This window comes from Pseudobacillus sp. 179-B 2D1 NHS, from assembly GCF_045370945.1.
Taxonomy (GTDB): Bacteria; Bacillota; Bacilli; order Bacillales; family Domibacillaceae; genus Pseudobacillus.
In genome coordinates this window covers 74,922-89,236 of record NZ_JBIQDP010000001.1, presented here as the reverse complement: position 1 = coordinate 89,236, position 14,315 = coordinate 74,922, and the positions used below count along the sequence as shown (strand labels likewise).

At 47.6% G+C, this 14,315-nt stretch carries 16 protein-coding genes and 1 riboswitch; all 16 genes read right to left on the bottom strand.

Annotated features, from left to right (window positions below):
• Nucleotides 1–18 precede the first annotated feature (18 nt).
• The gene (gene cbiQ, locus ACH0BF_RS00570; protein ID WP_340853910.1) at nucleotides 19–795 is read right to left on the bottom strand and encodes a cobalt ECF transporter T component CbiQ; all 777 of its coding nucleotides are present in this window, start codon (nucleotides 793–795) and stop codon (nucleotides 19–21) included.
• On the bottom strand, nucleotides 792–1,085 hold the full coding sequence (locus ACH0BF_RS00565; protein ID WP_340853909.1) for an energy-coupling factor ABC transporter substrate-binding protein: 294 nt from the start codon (nucleotides 1,083–1,085) through the stop codon (nucleotides 792–794). The genes cbiQ and ACH0BF_RS00565 overlap by 4 nt, the downstream gene beginning before the upstream one ends.
• A 3-nt stretch (nucleotides 1,086–1,088) precedes the next feature.
• Nucleotides 1,089–1,784, bottom strand: coding sequence for an energy-coupling factor ABC transporter permease (locus ACH0BF_RS00560; RefSeq protein WP_340856393.1), 696 nt, complete (start codon nucleotides 1,782–1,784; stop codon nucleotides 1,089–1,091).
• An 88-nt stretch (nucleotides 1,785–1,872) separates the two neighbouring features.
• Nucleotides 1,873–2,649 carry a uroporphyrinogen-III C-methyltransferase gene (gene cobA, locus ACH0BF_RS00555; RefSeq protein WP_406908617.1) on the bottom strand — a complete coding sequence of 259 codons (777 nt, stop codon included), beginning with the start codon at nucleotides 2,647–2,649 and terminating at the stop codon, nucleotides 1,873–1,875.
• Nucleotides 2,642–3,283 carry a precorrin-2 dehydrogenase/sirohydrochlorin ferrochelatase family protein gene (locus ACH0BF_RS00550; protein WP_340853907.1) on the bottom strand — a complete coding sequence of 214 codons (642 nt, stop codon included), beginning with the start codon at nucleotides 3,281–3,283 and terminating at the stop codon, nucleotides 2,642–2,644. Before ACH0BF_RS00550 ends, cobA begins: the two co-directional genes overlap by 8 nt.
• On the bottom strand, nucleotides 3,261–4,676 hold the full coding sequence (locus tag ACH0BF_RS00545; protein ID WP_340853906.1) for a cobyrinic acid a,c-diamide synthase CobB: 1,416 nt from the start codon (nucleotides 4,674–4,676) through the stop codon (nucleotides 3,261–3,263). Before ACH0BF_RS00545 ends, ACH0BF_RS00550 begins: the two co-directional genes overlap by 23 nt.
• A gap of 12 nt (nucleotides 4,677–4,688) precedes the next feature.
• Nucleotides 4,689–5,816, bottom strand: coding sequence for a cobalt-precorrin 5A hydrolase (locus ACH0BF_RS00540; protein ID WP_340853905.1), 1,128 nt, complete (start codon nucleotides 5,814–5,816; stop codon nucleotides 4,689–4,691).
• Nucleotides 5,813–6,586, bottom strand: coding sequence for a precorrin-4 C(11)-methyltransferase (gene cobM / locus ACH0BF_RS00535; protein WP_340853904.1), 774 nt, complete (start codon nucleotides 6,584–6,586; stop codon nucleotides 5,813–5,815). The genes ACH0BF_RS00540 and cobM overlap by 4 nt, the downstream gene beginning before the upstream one ends.
• Nucleotides 6,583–7,287, bottom strand: coding sequence for a precorrin-2 C(20)-methyltransferase (cobI, locus tag ACH0BF_RS00530; RefSeq protein WP_340853903.1), 705 nt, complete (start codon nucleotides 7,285–7,287; stop codon nucleotides 6,583–6,585). The genes cobM and cobI overlap by 4 nt, the downstream gene beginning before the upstream one ends.
• Entirely contained in the window at nucleotides 7,284–8,501 is a 1,218-nt protein-coding gene (gene cbiE / locus ACH0BF_RS00525; RefSeq protein WP_340853902.1) for a precorrin-6y C5,15-methyltransferase (decarboxylating) subunit CbiE, read from the bottom strand. The genes cobI and cbiE overlap by 4 nt, the downstream gene beginning before the upstream one ends.
• Nucleotides 8,494–9,603 (bottom strand): cobalt-precorrin-5B (C(1))-methyltransferase, encoded by a 1,110-nt coding sequence (locus ACH0BF_RS00520; RefSeq protein WP_406908615.1) that lies wholly within the window; start codon nucleotides 9,601–9,603, stop codon nucleotides 8,494–8,496. The genes cbiE and ACH0BF_RS00520 overlap by 8 nt, the downstream gene beginning before the upstream one ends.
• Nucleotides 9,600–10,247, bottom strand: coding sequence for a precorrin-8X methylmutase (locus ACH0BF_RS00515; protein WP_120031689.1), 648 nt, complete (start codon nucleotides 10,245–10,247; stop codon nucleotides 9,600–9,602). Before ACH0BF_RS00515 ends, ACH0BF_RS00520 begins: the two co-directional genes overlap by 4 nt.
• Entirely contained in the window at nucleotides 10,237–11,028 is a 792-nt protein-coding gene (gene cobK, locus ACH0BF_RS00510) for a precorrin-6A reductase (RefSeq protein WP_340853900.1), read from the bottom strand. Before cobK ends, ACH0BF_RS00515 begins: the two co-directional genes overlap by 11 nt.
• A complete protein-coding gene (locus ACH0BF_RS00505; RefSeq protein ID WP_406908614.1) occupies nucleotides 11,025–11,933 on the bottom strand; it encodes a sirohydrochlorin chelatase in 909 nt (302 codons plus the stop codon). The genes cobK and ACH0BF_RS00505 overlap by 4 nt, the downstream gene beginning before the upstream one ends.
• Before the next feature lie 14 nt (nucleotides 11,934–11,947).
• Complete coding sequence (gene cobJ, locus ACH0BF_RS00500; RefSeq protein ID WP_406908612.1) at nucleotides 11,948–13,534, bottom strand: precorrin-3B C(17)-methyltransferase; 1,587 nt, start codon at nucleotides 13,532–13,534, stop codon at nucleotides 11,948–11,950.
• A gap of 19 nt (nucleotides 13,535–13,553) precedes the next feature.
• Nucleotides 13,554–13,937, bottom strand: coding sequence for a (2Fe-2S) ferredoxin domain-containing protein (locus ACH0BF_RS00495; RefSeq protein ID WP_120031700.1), 384 nt, complete (start codon nucleotides 13,935–13,937; stop codon nucleotides 13,554–13,556).
• A gap of 155 nt (nucleotides 13,938–14,092) precedes the next feature.
• A riboswitch (cobalamin riboswitch) is annotated at nucleotides 14,093–14,282 on the bottom strand.
• Nucleotides 14,283–14,315 lie beyond the last annotated feature (33 nt).

Sequence of the window (14,315 nt, the reverse complement as noted above, 5' to 3'; positions counted from 1 at the left end):
GACATCCTTTGCCCGTTGTTAAAAAAGCACGCCGATGCTGCATGACAGAGAGAAGAATAGTATGGCAATCGCCCATGCATAAGGCCGAAGCGAGTATTCAATACTGTGCCGTTCCACTGCCTCTGCCCCTCCACGGGCGTCTGCAGCAAATTGTACTTCCTTTGCGTCTCTCATCGTCTGTACGAATAAATTGGCCGTTAAACTGGATAGTGAATGGAGAGAAGAACGCCAGCCGCTATAGCCAGCCCGTGACTTTTGCGCTTTGTAGGTTTCCTCCGCTTTCGCTGCCAGCACAAAAATAAACCGATAAGTAACAGCAGTCAGATCAACAAATAATGACGGCAGACGCAAGGTGTACAGAGCAAAGGCGATTCCCTGAAAAGGCGTCGTTAAAATAAAAAAGTACATACAGCTGACCGCTGAGTAGGCAGACAGACATAAAACAGTCGCCTGTTCAACCGCTGAAAGGGAAATGTAGGCATGCCACCCTAAAACATTCTCACTCTCAATAAAGGCAGCTGTATCTGTTCCGGCCGGAGCAATAGACACTAGGAGAGGAAGAATGCTCAATAGCAAAAAAACAAGTGGCAGACACAATAAAGCGAAATAGCGTCTCCAAGGGATTCCTGCACCCAATACAGCGATTAGGCTCATCAAAAAGAAGACAAAAACGGAAACGAAAAGATTTTTTAAAAATAGCACTAAAAACAAATGGGAAAAAGCAAACAACGCTTTTTCCACCGGATGCCAATCTGCGAGGCGATTATGATGAGCATAGTAATCGATCACTTTCATTGCAGGTGCTCAGCCGCTTTCTCTTCCAATTTCTTTTTCATTCGGCTGGAGCCGATAAAGTAACCGATAAATAATGCCCCGACAGCCGCCTGTAAAACAAACAGCAAGCTTTCCACTTCTCCGCTTGGCGGCTCCCATAAAGATTCAAACCAGGGCTTATAATCCGGGTTAATCTCTGTAATCGCTTCTTCTGCTTCGCCGTCAGCACCATTGAATTCAGCCGTTTTATTTATAATAAGCGGTATAACAGCGAGACCAACAACCAGTATGAGCAAAAGAATGTTTTTCATCGCTTAGGCTCCCTTCCCTACAATACTCAGTTGCTTTAATTCATTTTCATTATATTTCAGCAGCCAATTCATAACAATCACAGTGAGAATCCCTTCACATAAGGCGAGCGACACTTGTGTCAGAGAGAAAATGCCGGCAAATTTAACGAATGAGGCGAATACACCGCCTACTTCTGCTGGAAAAGCGAGCGCCAATTGGAGAGACGTCACCGTATATGTGCCCAAATCTCCCAAAAAAGCAGCTAAAAATACGGCTACTGCAAAACTGATGTTCATTTTCCGACAGCCTTTATAAACAGCATACGTGATAAGCGGGCCGGCTATAGCCATAGAAAAAGCATTGGCCCCGAGTGTAGTTAATCCGCCGTGAGCTAAAAGGAGCGCCTGAAACAACAAAACAATCGTTCCAAGGACAGCCATTGCGAGCGGGCCAAATAAAACGGTTCCGAGCCCAACACCAGTTGGATGAGAGCTGCTTCCTGTCACGGATGGAATCTTTAAAGCGGACAACACAAATGTAAAGGCACCAGCAAGACCGAGCATCATTTTCGTTTCCGGATGCTGTTTGATTGTTTTTTGAATGGACCTTATACCGGCAGCGATAAATGGAATAGCAAGTACCCACCAAAAAAGCGCCCATTTTAAGGGGAGAAACCCTTCCATAATATGCATGGCAGCGACAGGCTGAATAGAACTCATCCAAAAATAACAGGCAAAAACGGCTGTCACGATCACTAATTTATTTAAGTTACCCATACTGTCACCTTCTAAGTATTTAATTTTTATCCTATAGAGTCATTGGCTGTTTGAGAATTTCGTCCTCAAACCAGCTGATTTTTTCTCTAAGCCCGACAACCTCGCCAACAAGTACAATAGCAGGATTCGTTATCTGATGTTCTTTCGCTTTTTGCTCTATCGTCGACAGCTCTCCTGTCACCGTCCGCTGCACAGTAGTCGTTCCCCACTCGATGAGAGCTACAGGCGTGGAAGGCTTTTTCCCATGGTGGATCAGCTGTGAGCATATATGGGGCAAATTGCCGACCCCCATATAAAAAGCAATCGTATCAATTCCCTGGGCCAGCGCCTCCCAGTTAATATGATCTTCACCTTTTTGCTCCCGGCCGTGTGCGGTAACGATCGCAAAGCTTGAGGCATGATCACGATGGGTTATGGGGATGCCCGCATAGGCAGGAGCGGCGATGCCAGCTGTAATGCCCGGGACAATTTCAAAGGGGATGCCGCTGTTGGCCAGCTCCTCCGCTTCTTCCCCGACCCGGCCAAACACACACGGATCTCCTCCTTTTAAGCGGACAACAATCAAACCCTGTTCCGCTTTTTCCACAAGGAGGCGATTAATCTGCTCTTGAATAAGTGCGTGCTTGCCAGGGAGCTTTCCACAAAAAATCAGTTCGGCTCCCTTCTTCGCATAAGCAAGCAATTCTTTATTCACAAGTCGGTCATAAGCAATAACATCTGCTGCTTGAAGGCACTCCATTCCTTTTACAGTGATTAATTTCGGATCACCGGGACCCGCTCCTACTAAAAACACTTTTCCTTTATTCATTATTTTCCCTCCAATCTGTTAATACCTCTTCAAGCAGTTGTTCTCTTTCCGAACAGGAAGCTACCTTCGCTCTTTTTTCAAAAGCAGGACTGGCAAGTTCTTTAAACACCAGTTGCCGAATAGAGGGATCAGAAAAGGATTGTTTAATGGCAGCCCGGCATTTATCAAGAAAGGACAAATAAGAAATGTATTCATCATCGAACTGCTCTCTCAGCTCCTGAACGATCCTTTTGCTCAACGCCGGGCTTGCTCCATGCGTGCTTACTGCTATAGAAAGCTTATTTTTTTGGAAAGAAGCTGGCACGATAAAGCTGCTTTCCTCCGGATCATCTGCCAGGTTAACGAGCTGGTGGGGAGAAGTGCTTTTATTAACGAGCTGATTGGTTTCCCTGCTGTTCGTCGCTGCAATAATAATAAAGGCCCCCACCAAATCAGATGGCGAAAACTCTTTTCTTAGCCACCTCACCCCGTTGCAGCCAAGCAGCTGACTCATCGCTTCCGACACCTCAGGGCTGATCACTTCAATCTGTGCACCGGCCGCTGCTAAAGAACGCACTTTTCGGGCTGCCACCGGTCCTCCTCCGACAACGACCGCTTTTTTACCGGTAATGTTAAGCATCGCCGGATAAAGCATAGTTCTCACTCCCGATCGCCCGTTGTTCTTCTCTATACTTTTCACATGCCGTTACAAATCGCCCGGCTATTTCTGGCGAAGAAGCGAAGTGAAAGTGAACATAGCTGGCAGCTACATTGTTGAAAAGGCAGCCTTCTTCTTTCTCTCCTCTCCTTCCAACAGATTTCCAGGCTGTCGGCAGCGGATCTTCTGTTGAAAAGGTAGAATAGTGAAATTCATGGCCTCTGGCCTTTTCACCGACAGGCAAAAGAAAGTTCGGCCGCAATCCAGTTAATTCACGGTAACCAAGGGCTGCGAGCTTTCTCTGCATTTTCACTTTGCCTGGAATGACACCAACCATCGGATAAATGTGTCCGTCTGTATCTTCAATGGACTCCGTTAAATACATAAAACCGCCGCATTCAGCCAGCACTGGCAGTCCATTTTGCACAGCAAGACGAATGGAGTGTTTGGTCTTTTTATTCTCAGCAAGCCGAGCAGCAAACTCTTCTGGAAAGCCCCCGCCAATATACAAACCGGAAACACCTTGCGGAACCGGCTCATCAGCAAGCGGTGAAAAAAAAGAAAGCTCGGCTCCTTTTGCCTTCAGTAATTCCAAATTCTCTTCATAATAAAAATTGAAAGCAGCGTCTCTGGCAATGGCAATTTTAACGGTCGCCGCTTTATCCTTGGCAAAAATAGAGGCATCCTTTTCTTTGATTTTAGTGGTTTCTGCGATCTTCCAAATGCCATCTAAATCGAGCGTCGCAGTTATGAGTTCACCGAGTTCTTGGAACAGCTCATCCAGCTCTCCTCTTTCTACCGACGGCACAAGACCGAGATGCCGCTCCGGAATAGTCACTTCTATATTTTTCTTTAAGTAGCCGACAACCGGCAGCCCACACTCTTGTTCAATCGCTGCTTTTACGATTTGATAGTGGCTTTCACTCCCGACCCGGTTCGCAATCACGCCGGCAATCTTCCCAGCCTTGTCCATGGCCTGAAACCCTTTCACAATAGCGGCTGCACTTCGCGCCATGCTGGCACAATTGACGACTAATAAAACCGGACAATCAAGCAGGGCGCTAAGGTCCGCCGAGCTGCCCTCATCCGTGAGCGGATCCCGTCCATCGAAATAGCCCATGACTCCTTCCATAATAGAAAGCTCAGCCCCGGACGCTCCTCTGGCATACACTTCTCTTACCGTTTCTCGATCCATCATCCAGCTGTCCAAATTTCGGGACGGCCTGCCGGTAACCGCTGTATGATAAGCCGGATCAATATAATCCGGCCCGCATTTGAACCCTTGCACGATGCGGCCCCGTGCGTGAAAAGCCGCCATTAAGCCAAGCGTGACCGTTGTTTTGCCTGCTCCGCTGCTTGTTCCGGCGATCATAATTCTTCTCTGGCTCATCTTTCTTCCTCCTTACTGATAGGAAATGAGCCCGACCGAAATAGTCACATTTCCTGATTTCTTTTTTGCGAGCAGCAGCTGATCATTTCCGCTGTAAAGCATAGCAGCCGGTTCACTGACACCGTAGGCGCCGGTGAACTTATAGACCGTGTCCGACGGCTGAGAAATTGCTTTTTGGTTCAATTCTTCCGGCTTATAATAAACAAATTCCCAACGGTGTTTTCGTGCTACTTCAAGCAGCCCAACTTCATCTTTTTTCAAGTCGATCGTTGCGATCGCCTTGACACTTTTGATGCTTACCTTCAACTCATCGAGCGTCGTGCTGATGACCTGCTCAATTTCTTCTGCCGATGTGCCGCGGTTGCAGCCGATGCCGAGAACGAGCACCTTTGGCCGAAACAGCACGCCATTCGTTAAAATCGCCTCTTCTGCTTTTTCCAGCTGCCGATGCGTGACAACAAGAGCGGCAGCTGGATTTTCAGCGATCGCTTTCTGGATCGAGGAAAAAACATGAATTGTATCCGGCATCGGCGTATCATACATCCACCAATTTTTCTCTCCGCTTTCCTGCACAACTGCTACCTTTTCTTCATTCACTACCGCTGCGCTCACCGGAGTCAGCTTTTCATCCGATTCCCATACCCAGCCGAAGCGGCGACCAAATAAATCAACTGGAATTGTTTTTTGCACATCAGAAGCTGTTGTCACTACCGGATAGGCTCCGATTAGTGTGGCGACTTCCCGCGCCAGCTCATTCGCCCCGCCGATATGTCCTGAAAGAACACTGATTACGTGCTCCCCTTTATCATCAACAACGACCACACCAGGGTCCGTCTTTTTATCCTTCAGGATAGGAGCAATCATCCGGACGACAGCCCCCAAAGAGATGATGAGAATCAACCCCCGGTACTTGGCAAATAGCTCAGGCAGCAGCAAACGGACAGAACCCTCGAACAGTGTAATCCCCCGTTCTCCTTCATCGCCCTGCTCAAACTTTTTCATATAGTAAAGATCGCTGCCCGGAAAGACGGCGTTGATTTTTCTGGCAAGCTGGGTGCCGTGCTTTGTAATCGCTACAACGGCATAGTCCCCTCTTGCTATCACCTTAGGCAGATGGTCTGTTTCTGTCTTTACAGTCACGACTTCACCCCCCGGCGGTAGCCGTGCGTGAACTCTTTGTCATACAATTTGGAGCGGAAATCCTTTTCATGAATGGCAGGATCAAGCGCCCAGCCTGCTAAAATCATCGCTTGTTTGCGAATGCCGTTTTTTCTCATATCCTCATCCAGATTCTCTATAGTCGTACGGACGATTTTTTCATCCGGCCACGTTGCTTTGTAGACGACTGCCACCGGCGTTTCCGGTGCCCAGCCGACGTCCATTAATTCTCTCATAACTTTTTTAGTCAGCGTGGCGCTAAGGAAAAAAGCAATCGTGCAGTGATGCTTCGCTAAATCAGCTAGCTTTTCTCGCTCTGGAACTGGCGTGCGTCCTTCCGCTCTCGTTAAAATAACGGTTTGTGTCAGATCAGGAATCGTTAATTCCGCGCCCGCACTAGCCGCCGCTGCAAAGACCGAGCTGACACCGGGCACAATTTCAATTTCGACGCCTTTTTCTTTTAAGAGCGCCATTTGCTCCATAATCGCCCCGTATACAGCCGGGTCTCCGGTATGAAGCCGGACGACTTTCTTGCCCGCCTGCAAATGATCAATCATTGTGTCAACCATTTCTTCCAAATGCATACCGGCCGTCTTTAAAATTTCCGCTTCCGGTTTCGCTTCCCGGAACACTTCTTCATTGACAAGGGAATCCGCGTATAAAATGACATCCGCCTCTTTAATGAGCCGAAGCCCTCTCACTGTAATCAAATCTGCCGCTCCCGGGCCCGCTCCGACGATAAACAGCCTCATTTTCTCACCACCATTAAAGTCAGATATTCCGGCTCCGCGCCTTCCAGCTCTTCCATGCTCCAAACAATTTCTTCTTCTGATGTTACTTTGGAAACGACTTTTGCCTTATCGGTTAAGTCTAGCTCTTTCAAAATACGAAGCATTAAATCAATCACTTTCGCCACTTTAATGAAAATGACGCAATCGTGCTCTTCAATCGCTCTTTTCATTGCCTCATAGTCATCCTTCGCCGGCACAATAGCAACGAGGTCATCTCCATCCGCGAGCGGTAGTGATAGCCGTGCCGCAGCTCCGTTGATAGAGGAGATGCCCGGAATGACTTTCATGCTGACATCCCCGTAGCGCTCCTTCATCACATTCATCATATGTATAAACGTACTGTAGAGAAGCGGGTCCCCTTCGGTAATAAATGCGACATCTTTTCCTTCACTCAGCTTTTCCCATACCGCTTCCGCTGTCGCATTCCATTCTCGCTCCAAAATCGCTGGATCCTTCGTCATTGGAAACACGAGGCCGAGCATATCCTTTTCGGATGGATTCACATACGCATCGATGATTTTTCGTGCATAGCTCTTGCTGCCTTTTCTTTTTTTCGGATAAGCAATAACGGGCGATTCCTGTAATGCTCGAAAAGCTTTCACTGTAATCAGTTCCGGATCGCCGGGTCCTGCACCTACCCCATATAATGTGCCTGTCGTCATGACTGGTCCTCCTTCTGCCTCTTTGCTGTAATGATGTAAATCGGGTTCAATCCTTCCATTCTCGTTAAATGCAAAATCGGTTTGCTTCTCGCTATTTGGGCGAGTGTGATATCTACTTGAAAGCCACGCTCTTTAAGTGCCTGCTGCGCCTCGTATAAATTTTCAAGGGTCACGACATTCATCACAATCGTCCCATCGTCTTTTAAACGGCTGCAGCACTCGTCAAAAATCCCATTGATATTTCCAGCGGTTCCGCCGATAAACACCGAATCCGGATCAGGAAAGCTTTCTAGTCCATCCGGTGCTTTACCATGCACTGCGGTAATGTCTGTCCGGAACTTTGCAAAGTTTTCTCTGGCATTTTCAAGATCCTCTTCATTCTTTTCAATGGCGTAGACCGCCCCTTCTGAAGCAATTTTGGCCGCTTCAATGGCAACTGAGCCGGTACATGTACCGATATCCCAAACAATGCTGTTTTCATGAAGATTCATTTGGCCGATGGTAAGGACACGAATTTCCTTTTTCGTCAGCAAGCCCTTATCCGGCTTTCTTTGGGCAAACTCTTCATCAGGAATGCCAAGAGGCCATTGTTTCGGCTTCTCTATCTGCTTTAAAATCACTACGTTCAACGGTGAGAATTCCGACTTTTCCATCTCCGTTAATGACAGCCAGCGGCAGCGTTCCTGTTCGCCGCCAAGGTTCTCAGCTACGAATGCTTGATACTCATTCATCCCGAAAGATGTTAAATACCGGGCAATCGCCTGAGGAGAATTGACGTCATCCGTTAACAAAGCGATCTTTTCCTTGCCGTCAATCCGCTGGGCAAGACCCGTGATTTTCCGGCCATGCAAGCTAATGACGGCTGCATCGCTCCAGCTTTCGCCCATCCTGGCAAAAGCGAGCTGCACCGAACTCGGCTGCGGGTAAATATCTGCTTCTGCTTCTTTGGATAGATAACCGCCGACCCCATAAAACAGCGGATCACCGGAAGCAAGTACGACGATTTTTCCTTGCTGAGGTTTTTTCAGCCTTTCCTTTAATTCCCGCAAATTTCCTTTAATCGTGAAGGTCTCTCCCGCATAGTCAGGAAAAAAGGCGAGCTGCCGTTCCCCCCCGGCTAATAAGTCCGCCTCGCTGATCCACTTTTCATAAAGAGCCGGCAAGCCTGTCCGGCCGTCGTCCCCTATGCCAATAATCTTTATTCGTTCACCCATGACGCTCCGCCTTTCCTAAACATTCACCTTTAAACGTGTATAAAGTGGTTTCGATCTCCATTCCGCCGCCTACTTCCTTGAGCGCATGCTCGCAGCAGCTGGCACAAAGAATATCAAAAAAGCGATAATGACCGGCTGCCGCCATTAACTCCCCGGCATGAGAAGCCGTATTGGCTCCTCTGACTTCTTCTGCTTCCTCCGGAGAAGCCCCCGCCTGCAGTGCTGTTTCAGCCAAGAAGTTAAAATCAACAGGGGCACTTTTCGAATGAACCATCATGACTCCCTGGGCGACCTTGGAAAACTTGCCCATCATGCCGATCATGGATATTCGCTTAATGCCCAGTCGTTTGCAATGCTTCAAGGTAAACCCGATAAAGTCACCCATTTCAATAAATGCTTCTTCTTTCAATCCCGGAAGCTGCTGGATTGCATATTTCTCGCTGCGCCCACCCGTTGTAATAGCTACATGGTCACAGCCGCCAGCCCGCGCTACTTGTATCGCCTGAATAATGCTCGCTTTATAAGCGGCGGTAGAAAAAGGCATGACGATCCCACGTGTCCCTAAAATCGAAATGCCTCCGATGATACCTAACCGCCCATTGAGCGTTTTTTTCGCCATCTCTTCCCCGCCAGGAACCGAGATAATAATTTTTAAGCCTTCCGTCCGCTTAAAATCCGCTAAGATTTTTTCCGCTTCTGATAAAATCATCTTTCTTGGTACCGGGTTAATCGCTGCCTGGCCAACTTCGACTGCAAGACCTGGCTTCGTTGCCCGGCCTACCCCTTCCCCGCCGTCCAGCTCAATGCCGGGTTCTTTTTTTAAAATGACTTCCGCATAAATAATGGCTCCATGTGTAACATCCGGATCATCGCCGGCATCTTTTTTTATAGATGCTATCGCCCGATCTTCCTTTACTTCGCACTGCTCAACAGCAAAAGTGGCGAACACCTTGGCCGGAAGATAGATGGTGGCGGTTTCTTGTTTTTCCCCGGACAGCAGTGAAACCAATGCCGCCTGGACAGCAGCGGTCGCGCAGGCACCGGTCGTATAGCCTTTTCGAAGCGGCTTCTCTTCTTTCTTTTCTTGCGTTTTCATTGTCATGCTTTTTGCGCGAGCAGGGACAAAGCGTTGACAGCAGCAACAGTCACTGTGCTTCCGCCTTTTCTTCCAATGTTCGTAATATAAGGAATATCTAGCTTGGCCAGCTCTTCTTTTGATTCAGCCGCTGAGACAAAGCCGACAGGCAAACCAATGACAAGGCTTGGCTTGGCGATTCCCTCTTTCACAAGACGAATCAGTTCAAGCAAAGCGGTTGGTGCATTGCCGATGGCATAGATACCACCGTCAGCTTCCGCTGTCGCTTTACGCATCGAAACAATCGCTCTTGTTGTATTTAATCGCTTCGCTTCCTCCATTACGTCTTCATCAGAAATATAGACGTGGATGCTTCCGCCAAATTTTTCGATTCTCGGCTTGCTGACACCTGATTGCACCATTTGCACGTCACAAATAATGCGTTCTCCATTCCGGATGGCCTGGATGCCCGCTTGAATCGCATCCGGATGAAACAGCATGCTTTTTCCAAGCTCAAAATCAGCTGAAGCATGTACAACACGCTGCACGACTTTGTATTCTTCATCCGTCAGCGAATGCGGGCCAAATTCTTCTGTAATAATGTCAAAGCTAAGTCCTTCAATTTCCATTGGTTGAACCGTTTCCGGCTTAAATTCTGTTTTAAAATCCAATTCGTTCTCCCCCTCTAATCTCTAATTTGTGAAGCATGTCCCGTACTTCTTCGAAGCTCGAACAACGGTTTTTATAGTCAATTGCCGGCCGCTCGATGACAATTGTTTCGATGCCAAGCTCTTTGGCCGCTTCAATTTTCTGATCAACTGATCCTCTTTGGCCGCTCGCTTTCGTGACCATGCATTTTACGTCATATTGTTCATACAGCGCCTGGTCAAAAGCTTTTGTGAATGGCCCTTGAATGGCGACAATGTTTTTTTGCGGCAGGCCAAGCTGTTCACATTTCTCCATATTGTCTTTTCGCGGAAGCATCCGGCACACAAGGCGAATGTCCTCCATTGGCAGCAGTTTTTCGGTAAAAGTCGCCAATGTCTTACTTCCCGTTGTCAGCATAACCGTTCCTTTTGTCTTGGCTGCTCTATCTGCCGCTTCCTCGTACGTAGACACATATGTAATGAGCGGCGATTCTGTAAAGCTCTGCTCTTTTCTTTCAAAACGAATATAAGGAACGGCGGCCTGTTCTGCGGCTTCCATCGCATTTTTGGATGCTTCTTCTGCAAATGGATGGCTCGCATCGACAACGGCCGATACCTCTTTCTTCAATACGAATGCCTGCATTGCTTCTGCATCCATGCGTCCGGCAAATGCCGGAACATTTACCTGCTTCAGCTCTTTCGCCGCATTCTCTGTTACGACGGAGGCAATCAGCGGATAGCCATCCTGCTGCAAAGCGACCGCAAGCTCCCGTGCATCGCTTGTTCCCGCTAAAAAGAAAATCATTTAACTGTTGCCGCCTCACTTTCTTCTCCGTGGCTATGTTCATGGTGGTGATCATGGTCGTGGTGATGATCATCATGATCATGGTGATGGTGATGATCAATGTGCTCCATCGCCTCAAAACGGTATTGACATGTGTCACAATTCATATACACTTCGCCTTTCAGCACTTCTTCCACCCGGTCTTTAATGACAGTTTTTAACTTCGGATGAAAGCCAAAGTATTCTGCCAGAGAGAAAGAAACTCCTGGATAGGCGAGGCGAAATTGTTCCGTCATGCTCTCCAAGCGCTTGATTAACACACCGGTAAACAGAAAGTAGGGAAGAATGATCACTTTTTCGGCGCCAAGACGGATCGTTTTCTCTACTGTTTCCTCCAAGCTTGGTGAAGTGACGCCAATAAAGGCCGTCTCGATGATGGGAACAGGCAGCTTTTCCCATAAAAGTCGGGTAATTTTGAACAAATCACTGTTCGCATCAGCATCGCTACCACCTCGTCCAAGCAGGATAACAGCCGTCTGCTCGTCTGATCCTTCTTTGTATTCACCCGTTTCCAACACGCGGTTTTTACAAATATCCACCGCTTCATAGTGAATGCCAATTGGTTTGCCGTAAGTAAATTGGACGGCAGGGTATTTCTCCTTCGCTTCGTCGATCTCGTGAGGAATATGGATTTTAGAATGGCCCGCTGGCAGCAGCATGAGCGGGACAAGCGCAACAGATGTTGCTCCTTTTGCAATACATGTATCGATCCCTTTAGCAATGTTCGGCCGTTCAAACTCTAAAAAACAAGTTTCATAGATTACATTCTTTGCGAGCTCCGGGACAAGCTGATCGATAAATTGTCTGATTTGTTCATTTCCTTCTGGGTCCCGGCTTCCATGGCCGACAAATAAAATTGCCTTCATACTTTTCCGCTCCTTTAATCCCCACATGGTGCAGGTTCAAGATTTATTTTTGGTTCCATGTCGCGATAGTCAAAGTTTTGAATTCTTTTTACACGTTTAAAATATTTAAAGAATCGCTCATTTGGATGGCCTTTTTCTTTGTATTCAGCAATAATCTCCTCCAGCAGCGGAACGAGCGCCTCTGGTTCGACTCCTTCAGCAACAGGCTGGCCAGCATGAGCCGTACGTCCAACTGTCTTTGCCCCTAGAAACAAATCAAATTTGCCTTTGCGAAATACAATGCCGATATCCTCTTTCACCGCTCCATAGCAGGCCATTCCGCAGCCATTCAATCCAATTTTTAGTTCTTTCGGCATTTCTAAGCCGTCAAATTTCTCATGAAGCAGTTCAGCGTACGGAATTGCATCTTTCTTTTCTCCGTCACAGAAGTCACAGGCTTTCACCGTTGCAACATCCCCAATAGGTGAAAGCAAAAATCCGGCATCTTTTAAGGAAGCTGTTACTTGATGAGGATCTTCTGTCGGCACCCGTAAAATTACTTGGTGATGAGGCGTATATTCGATAGCCCCTTTTTCTCCGGCTGCTTTTGAAAGAACGAGCATTTGCTCAGCCGAGAACACCTTATTCGCTACTCCCGGGCTGACAGCTACTTCAAAAATGGATTCTACTTTTCTCTTGAACAGCGGCTGACTTGTCTCTTGTTTGTCTTTTCCATCTAAAAGGCGGAGCGCTTTCATTCCAAGCTTGTACAGGTCTGTTTTCTCCTCTTGCCCTCCATGAAGAGCCCACGGCTCATTTTTCGGCTTCAACCGTTCGTGCGGCTTTAGCGGCTGCTTTTCTGATGTTAATGTATATTTGCGCTGATAGCCCCTCGGTGTAATCATTTTGTTGTCGTAAAGGAATGTGGTTGAATTGCCAATGATTACGGTCGTCAGCATGCCGATATCATGATCCAGCATATTCTTCAAGTCTGTAATCACCACTTGTTCTCTTTCCCGGTAAGCGCTCTTGACGAGGCCGACTGGCGTATCCGGTGAACGGTGCTTTAATAAAATGCGCTGCGCTTCCGCAATTTGTCTCGTTCTTCTTCCGCTCTTTGGATTGTATAAAGCGATGACAAAATCAGCTGTCCCTGCTGCTTCTATCCGCTTGGCAATCAAATCCCACGGCGTTAGATGGTCACTTAAGCTGATTGTGCAAGCATCGTGCATAACCGGCGCCCCAAGAAGAGAAGCACAGGAATTGATCGCCGAAATTCCCGGTACAATCTCTACTCCCACGCCGTCCGCTTCTTTCCAACCCTGTTCAACGAGTACTTCATAGACAAGACCTGCCATGCCATAGACACCGGCATCTCCGCTTGAAATGACCGCCACCGTTTTTCCTTCTTCCGCTAATTTAACAGCGGCCTGTGCACGGCTCACTTCCTCTGACATCCCGGTGCTGATGATTTCTTTTCCCTCAATAAAGTCCGCGATCAAATCGACGTATGTTTTATAACCGATAATACAGTCGCTTTCCTTTAGCGCTTCCTTGGCCCGTTCTGTAATGTGCTCTGCGCTACCCGGTCCAAATCCGACAACCAATAATTTTCCCTTCACTCTATTCGCCCTCCTCTGCTTACTTGGCTGTTTGCTTTTCTTTATCTTTGGCCACACCGGTTACACGGTCATTTTGAAGAATCATGCCTTTTTCGTAATAAGTGTACGTGACAGCTTCTTCAACCGGCCGGCCTTCTTGGAGATGGGAAGCCACAATTTTCTCTGCGAGCTGTTCATCCACCTCGTGGTACCATGTGCCTTCCGGGTAAACGATGACGACACAAGCATCTTTACAGCGGCCGTTACATCTTGTTCTTGTCGTATGCACCCGAACATCAAGCTCCCGTTTTTTTATTTCTTCCCTGATTGTCTGCGTGACCTCTTCTCCGCCTTTTCGCATACAGCTCGAACCATTGCAAATGAATACATGATGGTTCATTTCTGTTAAATCCCATGTCGCCACATTCCCCACTCCTTTTTGGAAAATAAAAAAGTCCTTAACTTCAGAAGAAGTTAAGGACTAAGAGCTACGTATATAAGCTACTCAAGGAACGAGTAATCATGCCGAATGCGCCGACACCGTTCCATACAGTCATCCTGTTCTTCCCTCCGAAGAATGATGGTTCGAAGAAGAAAGCAGGTCTCCTGGCTTACGGGTCCACTTACTCTTGTCCCTTCCCGGCATTACGCCAGTGGCTGTTGACAATTTCATCACCGTTTACAGTAGCGGGGGCTGCATCGGACTTTCACCGATTTCCCTATTATCCCAGAAATGACTCTCCCGGGCACTCTCTTCTTATTATTCAATTTTTATGTATGTCATCCTGATTTTTCTAAATTT

Excerpts from the sequence above, each read along its gene's own strand:
- cbiQ (WP_340853910.1), bottom strand. The coding sequence starts at position 795 with ATGAAAGTGATCGATTACTATGCTCATCATAATCGCCTCGCAGATTGG.
- ACH0BF_RS00565 (WP_340853909.1), bottom strand. The coding sequence starts at position 1,085 with ATGAAAAACATTCTTTTGCTCATACTGGTTGTTGGTCTCGCTGTTATA.
- ACH0BF_RS00560 (WP_340856393.1), bottom strand. The coding sequence starts at position 1,784 with ATGAGTTCTATTCAGCCTGTCGCTGCCATGCATATTATGGAAGGGTTT.
- cobA (WP_406908617.1), bottom strand. The coding sequence starts at position 2,649 with ATGAATAAAGGAAAAGTGTTTTTAGTAGGAGCGGGTCCCGGTGATCCG.
- ACH0BF_RS00550 (WP_340853907.1), bottom strand. The coding sequence starts at position 3,283 with ATGCTTTATCCGGCGATGCTTAACATTACCGGTAAAAAAGCGGTCGTT.
- ACH0BF_RS00545 (WP_340853906.1), bottom strand. The coding sequence starts at position 4,676 with ATGAGCCAGAGAAGAATTATGATCGCCGGAACAAGCAGCGGAGCAGGC.
- cobM (WP_340853904.1), bottom strand. The coding sequence starts at position 6,586 with ATGAGGCTGTTTATCGTCGGAGCGGGCCCGGGAGCGGCAGATTTGATT.
- cobI (WP_340853903.1), bottom strand. The coding sequence starts at position 7,287 with ATGACGACAGGCACATTATATGGGGTAGGTGCAGGACCCGGCGATCCG.
- cbiE (WP_340853902.1), bottom strand. The coding sequence starts at position 8,501 with ATGGGTGAACGAATAAAGATTATTGGCATAGGGGACGACGGCCGGACA.
- ACH0BF_RS00520 (WP_406908615.1), bottom strand. The coding sequence starts at position 9,603 with ATGACAATGAAAACGCAAGAAAAGAAAGAAGAGAAGCCGCTTCGAAAA.
- cobK (WP_340853900.1), bottom strand. The coding sequence starts at position 11,028 with ATGATTTTCTTTTTAGCGGGAACAAGCGATGCACGGGAGCTTGCGGTC.
- ACH0BF_RS00505 (WP_406908614.1), bottom strand. The coding sequence starts at position 11,933 with ATGAAGGCAATTTTATTTGTCGGCCATGGAAGCCGGGACCCAGAAGGA.